Genomic DNA, 8528 nt, shown 5'->3' on the forward strand with positions numbered 1-8528 from the left:
TTGAAAGCTTCCCAATGTTGGTGTTTATCAAAAAATATTCTTCTCAATATATTGGTCTCCATAAAATGAAAATACCACAGCTTAAATGACTGTGGTAGACCCAAATTTTTATACTTTCTTATCTTTTTAAAAAATAGCTTGTGCAAAATAAATGATAGAATTCCAATAATACAACACGGTTACGAGAAGAGCAACTACTAAAATACCTGGCAATAGATTCGCAACACGTATACTAGTTATGCCCAATAAGTTTGTCCCGATTGCGACTATCATTAAGCCTCCAGTTCCCGTCATTTCGACAATAAACGAGTCCATCAGCTCAGCTGGTACCCATTTATCAATTTGTGTCGCAAATAAAGCAATAGAGCCTTGATAAAGAATGAAGGCACTGCGGAAAACAGTACACCAATACCTAACGTTGTCGATAATATTAAACTCGTAAATCCATCTAGAATGGACTTTGTATAAAGAACACGGTGATCATTGCGCAAGCCACTATCAAGGGCCCCAATGATTGCCATTGCACCTATTACAAATATCAAGGTGGCTGTTACAAACCCCTTTGCAATCGTGCCCTCACCTGATGAGGAGCCAACCTTCTTTTCAATCCATTTTCCTAACATATTTAATTTATCTTCAAAACCCCACCATTCACCGAGAATACCACCAAACACTAAACTAAAAATAACAATTAAAAACTGTTCACTTTTGAGTCCCATTTGAATTCCTAGCAAGCAAACGGCAAGCCCAATTCCATGCATAACCGTTGTTTTTACCTTTTCGGGAATACGGTGTAACACCTTTCCTAATAAAGTTCCTGCTGCTATACACAACCCATTTACAATCGTCCCTAACAAAACCAATTTTCATTTCCCCTAGTATATAAGTTTGTATGTAATAAAAAACGCTGCACAGTCTTATTTGATTAAATAAAAACATGCAGGTTTTCTATTGGCTATTATGAGATTTTTGGTGATTCTAACAGTTCAAGAATTCTTTCAAGATCTTCATTTGAAAAGAACTCAATTTCAATTTTCCCCTTTTTCTTCGTTTGTTTAATCGTTACAGATGTACCAAAACGTTCGCGTAGGAACGACTCTTGTTCTTTAATAAAGACATCCTTTTCCTTTTTTGGTGGTTTAGATGTTTCACGTGGAACATTTTGATTCAGTTGATTAACCAATGCTTCTAATTGACGAACATTTAATTCCTCAGCAATGACCTTATCAACAATTGCATTTAATTTTTCCTTCTTTTTAAGTCCTAATAATGTACGTCCATGCCCCATGGACAATTTCCCTTCGGAAATTAAAATTTGTACATGTTTAGGTAGAGATAAAAGACGAAGGTGATTTGCGATATGGGGTCTACTTTTTCCTACTCTTTTTGAAAGCTGTTCTTGTGTGATTTTTAAATTGTCCAATAAGGATTGGTAAGCAAAGGCTTCTTCAATTGGTGATAAATCCTCACGCTGAAGATTTTCGAGTAATGCAATTTCCATCATTTGCTGCTCGTTTAATTCACGAACAACTACAGGAACTGTTTTTAACTTTGCTTCTTTGGCAGCACGGTAACGTCTTTCACCCGCTACAATCTGAAAGCCTTTAATTGTTTTTCGGACGATTAAAGGCTGTAAAACTCCATGTGTCAGGATGGATTCCTTTAATTCAGCAATTGCCTCTGGCTCAAACGTCTTTCTTGGTTGATATGGATTCGGCTTTAATTCAGTAATCTTTACTTCTTTTACAACCTCTTCAGTGCCTACCTCCATATTTTGGAACAAAGCATTAACACCTCTACCTAACCCTTTAGCCATTCACAATCACTTCCTTTGCAAGATCTAAGTATACTTCAGCACCCCTTGATTTTGGATCATAGATGATGATTGGTTCTCCGTGACTTGGAGCTTCACTTAATCGTACATTTCTCGGAATAATTGTTTTATAAACTTTGTCTTGGAAATACTTTTTCACTTCATCAATAACTTGAATACCTAAGTTTGTTCTTGCATCAAGCATAGTTAAAAGTACTCCATCAATCATTAAATCTGTATTTAGATGTTTCTGAACCAAACGAATGGTATTTAAAAGTTGACTTAGGCCCTCAAGTGCGTAATATTCACACTGAACTGGAATAATCACTGTATCTGAAGCTGTTAATGCATTTAATGTTAACAGACCTAAAGATGGTGGACAGTCAATAATAATATAGTCATATTGGTCTCTAACTTCATCTAAGGCTCTTTTCAGACGAACCTCGCGAGAAATTGTAGGCACTAACTCAATTTCAGCACCTGCTAATTGGATTGTTGCTGGAATCATATATAAATTTTCAACTGTCGTTGGAACTGTAACATCCTTCGCTTCTACATCATCAACAAGCACATCATAGATGCATTGATCTACATTTGCTTTTTCTATGCCGCAACCACTTGTTGCATTCCCTTGAGGGTCAATGTCGACAAGTAAAACCCGCTTTCCGACATAAGCTAAACATGCGCTAAGGTTAACGGAAGTAGTTGTTTTCCCTACTCCACCCTTTTGGTTAGAAATTGAGATGATTTTCCCCACGATGTCACCTACTTTCACTAATAAACTACTTTTCTACATTTTTTTACAAAGTGAGGGTCTTTATCAAATGCGCCTTGGCGTATTTGCGCCCAGATTTTTAGGCCCACAAGAGGTGGGTCACAAAGACGTTGCCACAGGAAGTGGCGTTCTTAGTCTTTGATCCTATGCTCGAAAATTTCCTTTGAAAATCTGTGGCATCCGCCGGAGGCTTATACTTATTCGGTTGGGGTTTGCCAACTGAATAAGTTATACTATCACTTTTACTATTCTATCATGAAAAAATGATAGGGTTTATCTTTTTTTATAAAAAATGTTTCACGTGAAACATTTTCGATGATAAATGGTATGTTTTAACTACGTTGTTCCCAAAAAAGGGTAGAACCGATTCAAAAAAAAATTCCCTCACCTCGAATAGGTAAGGAAATCAAATTAATTATTTATTTTTAGGAATTCGGATCGTAAATTGGAAATAGTCGTCAAATTCTTCCTCTTCTGTATTTAAGTTGACACCACTTTCCTCAACCATTGTTAATGATTGGCGAATCGTATTCATTGCAATTCTCATATCACGACTAACTGCTTTGAATTTTGGCTTTGGCCGCTTTCGTTCTTTTTCTAATTCAAGGATTTTTACGACTCGATCCTCTGTTTGCTTAACATTTAGTTCTTTTTCAATAATGTCATGCATCAGTTTAATTTGCTTTTCTGGATCCTTAAGAGGAATTAAGGCTCTTGCATGACGCTCTGTAAGCTTCTTTTGCATTAGCATTTGTTGGACTTCTTCAGGCAGCTTTAATAAACGCAGCTTATTTGCGATTGTCGACTGGCCTTTCCCTAGTCGCTGAGCTAGCGCTTCCTGTGTAAGGTTATGTAATTCTAGTAATCTAGCATAAGCATACGCTTCTTCAATCGCTGACAATTCTTCACGTTGTAGGTTTTCGATCAACGCAACGGATGCGGTTTCTGCATCATTGAATTCTTTAATAATGGCTGGAATTGTCTCCCATTCAAGAGTCTGAACGGCTCTCCAACGTCGTTCACCAGCAATGATTTCATATTGATTATCAGCAAATTGTCGAACAACTATTGGTTGGATGATCCCATGTGTACGTATGGTTAATGCAAGCTCTTTTATTTTATCCTCTGCAAAAACAGTTCTCGGTTGATATCGGTTTGGAACAATCTCATTGATCGGAATTTGTCGTACTTCCTCCAGGTGTGTCTCTTCATCATCTATTGAATCCTCTAATTGTGTTTCTACCACCTGTTCTTGATTCATTTGTTGTTTATCATCTTTTTCACCGATGCTGAATAATCGTGAAAATGGATGCTTCATAATTCCACCACCCCTTAGAACTCCCACTAATACGTATTCTCTATTTTCTCTCTCATTCCTTCTATTATAACATGAATTTTACAAAAATCTTACTATCTTTCTACTAATTCGTGGGGCTGCAAATGATATACATGTAATAAAATCGCTCACCATACATTATTTAATAGGTGAACGATTTGGCGTCCCTGGTTTACGAGGGTATTTTTTGGGTGTTGGTTTCTTCTTTTCGATAATTACAATGTTTCGGTCACTATTTTCTATCGGTAATAAAAAGTGATGTACCTCTTTTAGATTGCCACCCAGTGTTGTGATTGCTTTCTTCCCTTCCTCTAGCTCTTCTGCTACGGAAGCAGCCTTCATTGCGATAAATGTTCCATTTACCTTCACAAGTGGTAAACATAATTCACTTAATACTGACATTCTAGCGACAGCTCTCGCCATTACAATATCAAAGGATTCCCGAATTACTCCCTTTTGCCCAAAGGTTTCAGCACGATCATGATAAAATGTCACATGATCAAGCTGTAGCTCATTTGAAAGCTCGTTAAGGAAAGTAATTCTCTTTTGAAGAGAGTCGACAATAGAAATTTTCAAATTTGGAAAACAGATCTTTAGAGGGATACTTGGGAATCCCGCACCCGCTCCTACGTCACAAATCGAATATTCTTTTGTAAAATCAAAATAAAATGCAGCCGAAATCGAATCGTAAAAATGCTTTAAATAGACCTCAGGCTTCTCTGTGATTGCCGTAAGGTTCATTTTTTCATTCCATTCAACTAATAATTTGAAATAGGTTTCAAACTGTTTTAGTTGGGTTGGAGAAAGGGAAATCCCCTTCTCCTCCAACATAGATGTAAATAATGAAGTGTCCATATAACGTTTCCTTCCCCAATTAGTTTACCCGTGCAATTTTTCCTTGCTCAAGGTATACGAGCAGAATGGAAATATCAGCTGGATTTACACCAGAAATCCTAGAGGCTTGAGCTAGTGATAATGGATGTACTTCTTTCAAATTTGCTCTAGCTTCATTTGCCAAACCAGAAATCGCATCATAATCAATGTTTTCAGGAATTTTTTTATCTTCCATCCGCTTTAATTTATCAACTTGCTGCAAGGATTTTTGAATATATCCTTCATACTTGATCTGAATCTCAATTTGCTCCGCAACATCAGGATGAACCTCTTGATCACTAGGAGCTAACTTACGAATATGCTCATACGTCATTTCAGGTCGTTTTAATAAATCAGCTGCTAAAATGCCATCCTTTAACTCACTTCCACCCACTGAGCGAATTAGTTCTTGTACTTCATCTGTTGGTTTAATACGTATACTTTGAAGACGTTCCATTTCTTGTTCGATAGCTGCCTTTTTATCTAAGAACTTTTGATATCTTTCTTCAGGGATTAACCCAATCTCATGACCAAGCTCGGTTAACCGTAAATCTGCATTGTCATGGCGAAGAAGTAAACGATATTCCGCACGAGAAGTTAGGAGACGGTATGGTTCAGCAGTACCTTTTGTAACCAAATCATCTATAAGTACACCGATATAAGCATCCGAACGGCTTAAAATAACTTCCTCTTTATCTAGAGCTCGTCGTCCAGCATTTATACCAGCCATAATCCCTTGGGCTGCCGCTTCCTCATACCCTGATGTTCCATTTATTTGACCCGCTGTATAAAGGTTTTTAATTTTTTTCGTTTCAAGTGTTGGCCAAAGTTGGGTCGGGATAATCGCATCGTATTCAATTGCATATCCTGGTCTCATCATTTGAGCATTTTCAAGTCCTGGAACAGAAGCAATTAAACGATGTTGTACATCTTCAGGTAAGCTTGTAGAAAGGCCTTGAACATAGACCTCCTGCGTATTTCTTCCTTCTGGCTCAAGGAAAATCTGATGTCTTGGCTTGTCATGGAAACGTACTACCTTATCCTCAATTGACGGGCAATATCGTGGCCCAGTACCTTTAATCATTCCCGAGTACATAGGAGAACGATGTAAATTTTCATCAATGATTTGATGTGTTTTTTCGCTAGTATATGTTAACCAGCATGGAAGCTGATCGGTGATGTATTTAACTGTTTCATAAGAAAAAGCCCTAGGTGTTTCATCACCAGGTTGGATTTCTGTTTTACTGTAGTCAATTGTATGACTATTGACACGTGGTGGTGTACCCGTCTTAAAACGCACTAAATTAAAGCCTAGCTCCTCAAGTTGCTCAGATAACTTAATAGATGGCTGTTGGTTATTTGGTCCGCTTGAATACTTTAATTCACCAATAATGATTTCGCCACGTAAAAATGTACCGGTTGTAATAACAACTGTTTTGGCATGGTAGGTAGCTCCTGTTTTTGTAATAACACCTTTACACTCATCATCTTCAACAATTAGACGTTCCACCATTCCTTGGACAAGGGTTAAATTCGGTTCATTTTCTAAAGTCTTTTTCATTTCATGTTGATAGGAAAACTTATCTGCTTGTGCACGTAAAGCACGAACAGCAGGACCTTTCCCTGTGTTTAGCATTCTCATTTGAATATGTGTTTTATCTATATTTTTAGCCATTTCACCGCCCAGGGCATCGATTTCACGGACAACAGTTCCTTTGGCAGGTCCACCTATGGATGGGTTACATGGCATAAATGCGACCATATCTAAATTAATTGTAATCATCAGTGTCTTGGCACCTAGACGAGCAGAAGCTAAACCCGCTTCACTGCCCGCATGACCTGCACCAATGACGATGACATCGTAATTACCGGCATCATAGCTCAATGTTACTTCCTCCTCTTAAAGGATGTTCAAAAAAGCGACAGAAAAAGACACCTTTTGAACTCATGTTTAATTTCTATTTTCCTAAACAAAATTGTGAAAACAACTGATTGATTAAGCTTTCGTGTACAGCATCTCCGACAATTTCCCCTAATAGTTCCCATGTTCTTGTTAAATCAATTTGAACCATGTCTATTGGCAGATCAGATTCCACGCCTGTTATAGCATCTTCAATCGATTTTTTTGCTTGCGTTAACAAGGCAATATGACGAGAGTTAGAAACATATGTTAAATCATTTGCTTCAACATTACCAGTAAAAAACAGGGAGGAAATCGCTTCTTCAAGAGCATCTACCCCTTTCTCCTCTAGTAAAGAGGTGGTAACGATTGGATTGTCATTAGCAAGCTCCTTAACCCTTTTTATATTTATCTTTTGCGGAAGGTCTGTTTTATTAATGATGACAATTGAATCCATACCTGAAACAGCTTCAAATAAACGCTCGTCCTCTTCTGTCAACTCATCCCCATAGTTTAACACAAGTAAAATAAGATCTGCCTTTTTCAAAACCTCGCGTGAGCGTTCGACACCAATTCGTTCCACGATATCCTCTGTTTCACGGATTCCCGCAGTATCGACAAGACGTAATGGAACCCCTCGTACATTGACATATTCTTCAATTACATCCCGAGTTGTCCCTGGAATATCTGTTACAATAGCCTTATTTTCATGAACAAGGCTATTTAATAAAGATGACTTTCCCACATTCGGCCTACCAATAATAACAGTAGATAAGCCTTCTCGTAAAATTTTCCCTTGGTTTGAGGTTTCTAATAATTTTATGATCTCCTCGCGTACTTTGCTGGCTTTTTCTAGTAACACACGATGGGTCATTTCCTCGACGTCATCATACTCGGGATAATCTATATTCACTTCAATATGTGCCAATGTTTCAAGCAATTCTTGACGCAAACGATTGATAAGGGTAGATAACTTCCCTTCCATTTGACCAATTGCTACATTCATTGCACGGTCAGTCTTTGCACGGATTAAGTCCATAACTGCCTCTGCCTGCGAGAGATCTATCCGGCCATTTAAAAAGGCACGCTTCGTAAACTCTCCTGGCTCAGCTAGTCTTGCTCCATTGGTAAGAACCAACTGAAGAACTCGGTTTACCGATACAAGTCCACCATGACAATTGATTTCAATTACATCCTCTCTCGTAAAGGTCTTAGGTCCCCTCATCAAGGTTAGCATGACTTCCTCTACGACTTGTTTTGTATCTGGATCTACAATGTGTCCATAATGAATTGTATGTGACTCTACCTCTTTTAAATTTTTCCCTTTAAATACTCGATTTGCAATATCAATTGCTTCATCCCCACTTAATCGAACGATTGCAATTGCTCCTTCACCCATTGGAGTTGAGATGGCTGCTATTGTATCAAACTCCATTATTTCACCTTCTTATATATCAACATTCCATTGACTTTTGCTTTTTAGCTTAATCTGTGAATAACTTTTTACTAGTATTGCCTATTTATCCACAAGGAAAACAAATTCTGGTTTTTCCTAAAATAAACTACTCTTCATTTTATCTTATCCACATGTGAATAACAATAATGAAGAATACATCCATGTGCCCATTAACCGAAATTCCTGTAATATAACAGTTTGTTCTATAAAAAGACCAGGTCCTTTTCCCTATTAAAAAAGCGCACAAAAAAGGGGCTGTCCAAAAAGTCATTGAAAAGTGACTTTTGAGGACAGCCCCTCATTTTTTATATTTATTGGGTCAACTAAAACTAGGTTGTTGATTTCCGCTGCAGGTACTCGCTTTCCGCGGGCGGT

At 37.7% G+C, this 8528-nt stretch carries 6 protein-coding genes and 1 pseudogene; all 7 read right to left on the reverse strand.

Annotated features, from left to right (window positions below; all coding sequences use genetic code 11):
* Nucleotides 1–126: 126 nt before the first annotated feature.
* Nucleotides 127–800: pseudogene (locus E1I69_RS23310) on the reverse strand (DUF554 domain-containing protein).
* A 158-nt stretch (nt 801–958) separates the two neighbouring features.
* Nucleotides 959–1816, reverse strand: a complete 858-nt coding sequence (locus E1I69_RS23315) for a ParB/RepB/Spo0J family partition protein (RefSeq protein WP_136381895.1) — start codon at nt 1814–1816, stop codon at nt 959–961.
* A complete protein-coding gene (locus tag E1I69_RS23320; RefSeq protein WP_136381896.1) occupies nt 1809–2570 on the reverse strand; it encodes a ParA family protein in 762 nt (253 codons plus the stop codon). Before E1I69_RS23320 ends, E1I69_RS23315 begins: the two co-directional genes overlap by 8 nt.
* A 433-nt stretch (nt 2571–3003) precedes the next feature.
* Nucleotides 3004–3906: a nucleoid occlusion protein gene (gene noc, locus E1I69_RS23325; protein ID WP_136381897.1), complete on the reverse strand. Its 903-nt coding sequence runs from the start codon at nt 3904–3906 to the stop codon at nt 3004–3006.
* A gap of 156 nt (nt 3907–4062) precedes the next feature.
* Nucleotides 4063–4779: a 16S rRNA (guanine(527)-N(7))-methyltransferase RsmG gene (gene rsmG / locus E1I69_RS23330; protein ID WP_136381898.1), complete on the reverse strand. Its 717-nt coding sequence runs from the start codon at nt 4777–4779 to the stop codon at nt 4063–4065.
* 19 nt (nt 4780–4798) lie between these two features.
* Nucleotides 4799–6682, reverse strand: a complete 1884-nt coding sequence (mnmG, locus tag E1I69_RS23335) for a tRNA uridine-5-carboxymethylaminomethyl(34) synthesis enzyme MnmG (RefSeq protein ID WP_136381899.1) — start codon at nt 6680–6682, stop codon at nt 4799–4801.
* Nucleotides 6683–6755: 73 nt separating this feature from the next.
* Nucleotides 6756–8132, reverse strand: coding sequence for a tRNA uridine-5-carboxymethylaminomethyl(34) synthesis GTPase MnmE (gene mnmE / locus E1I69_RS23340; RefSeq protein ID WP_136381900.1), 1377 nt, complete (start codon nt 8130–8132; stop codon nt 6756–6758).
* Nucleotides 8133–8528: the final 396 nt, after the last annotated feature.

This window comes from Bacillus timonensis (assembly GCF_004799755.1).
GTDB lineage: Bacteria > Bacillota > Bacilli > Bacillales > Bacillaceae_L > Ferdinandcohnia > Ferdinandcohnia timonensis_A.